Below are 1,848 nucleotides of genomic sequence, written 5' to 3'. Positions count from 1 at the left end.
GCCTCTGAATGTAACTGTGAGGGTTAATCTTACGAATACTGGTGAGGTGGCCGGTAATTACACAGTGGTGCTCTACATCAATGGAATTGCCAGAACCAACCAGACAGTGGCCGTTGCACCTGGCTCAACGGTAGCCGTGGCATTCAGGGTTGCATTCTCATCTGGAACTCATACTGTGAGAGTGGATAACCTCTCACCGGTAACTCTCAGGGTACTAACACCTCTCAGGGTTGTCCATGTTGACCCCAGAAATGGCGCAACCAGTGTTTCAAGGACCAGGACCATAGTTATAACATTCAACCAGAACATAGTGGCAGGGACAGCCTACAGGTCAATAACTGTCAGGACATCCAGTGGAAGGCTGAAATATATCAGAAAGAGAATAAGTGGTAACAGGCTCATTATAACTCCTGTTGGAAGCTGGAGCAGACGCACAAGGTACATAATCACGGTTCCAGGGAGCTCACTGAAAACAGGTACAGGCATTGCGCTGGTGTCACAATTCAGATCAAGCTTCAGGACGAGATGATGAGGCCGTGACATAATAAAAACCTTTTTTATTTATTTTGATTCATGGTGTAATTACTTTCTGAAGCATCCATTTTAACATTATAAAAATATGTATTACTAATTTTCAATTATAAGGATTTTTGGTATTAATTCTAAAAATATTTTAAGTGATTAACTTCATAAGTTAAGTAACAGACACTTGAGAATTAAATGAAGGTGAACTCCCAATGGAGAAAAAAGGAGGGCTATTCTATTCGATTTTTTTCTTCTTCATTATTTCAATTATAATGTCCGGATTTTCATATGCGGATCCATACGTTGGTGGCATGCAGTTATCAACAACTCAGAATGGCACAGTTACCGGCGGTCTCTATGTGGATTCATACATTGGCACTAATGGCACTGCGAACGATAGCAGTCAGATGGCTGGACGAGCATATGTTGTCTATGATTTCAAATTACCTCAAAACGCCTCCGTGCGCAATGCAACCCTCTATGTTCTTGTATACTCTGGACACATGCAGGAGGCCAGAAATACAAGGGTCAATGTAACATACAATAACCGCAATCTGGATTATCAGGAACTTTACACCACATATACATACGCTGCAAATGGTGGAAACGATAATACTGCTATACTTGGGCCGGGTCATGAAAGGGATCCGTATCTCATGGTAAATGACCGTACAGTGAGAGTTACAAGTGATTATCTCATCTGGTATGATGTAACTGATATCACCGGATCCAGCAACAGGGTGCTGATTAACACCACTGGTTCCTATGATGGAAGGATAAAGTTGATAACCCTTGTGGCAGCCTATGATTTACCTGGAAGCACAGGATATGTTAGCTACTGGGTTAATGTGGGTCATGACGTGGATTCTTATTACAGTGAGGAGTACACAGGTTCAACCACATTTAAATCAGCGATTACAGACCCAGATTATGCTGAGCTGGTGGTTGTGCATGCATCAAGCACGGACGGATCCTATAGATTCAATAACAGAAGACTCAGCGGGGGTCAGATTCAGGGAGACTACAGTGGGGTTAATCGCTGGAATGTGACAGACCTTGTAACACCTGGAAACAATATTTTAATTTATGATAGGACCGCTTCATTTTATAAGATTGTTATAGCCACCCTCGCTGTGAGGTACACCCCACAGGCGGACAACAGACCGGACCTCTGGATAAGGGGGAATATCGATGGACCCATCTATTCAGGAATCCCAGTTACCCTTAAAATGACGGTTGGTAACAGCGGCGGATCATCAGCTGGGACTTTTCGTGTTCTTCTTGTGGATAATGGTGTTCCTGTGTCTTCTGTGGTTGTTTCGT

Annotated in this window: 2 protein-coding genes; both read left to right on the top strand. The window is 43.1% G+C overall.

Going from position 1 to position 1,848, the window contains the following annotated elements; translation table 11 throughout:
- Window positions 1-529: Ig-like domain-containing protein (locus L5462_RS05605; RefSeq protein ID WP_237779818.1), on the top strand; the 529-nt coding region annotated here is incomplete at its 5' end.
- Window positions 530-737: 208 nt separating this feature from the next.
- Window positions 738-1,848 (top strand): DUF3344 domain-containing protein (locus tag L5462_RS05600; RefSeq protein ID WP_237779817.1); only part of this gene is annotated, 1,111 nt, incomplete at its 3' end.

This window comes from Methanothermobacter sp. K4 (assembly GCF_022014235.1).
Classification (GTDB): domain Archaea; phylum Methanobacteriota; class Methanobacteria; order Methanobacteriales; family Methanothermobacteraceae; genus Methanothermobacter.
Note: the sequence above shows the minus strand (reverse complement) of the source record. Positions and strands in the feature narration are given on the sequence as shown.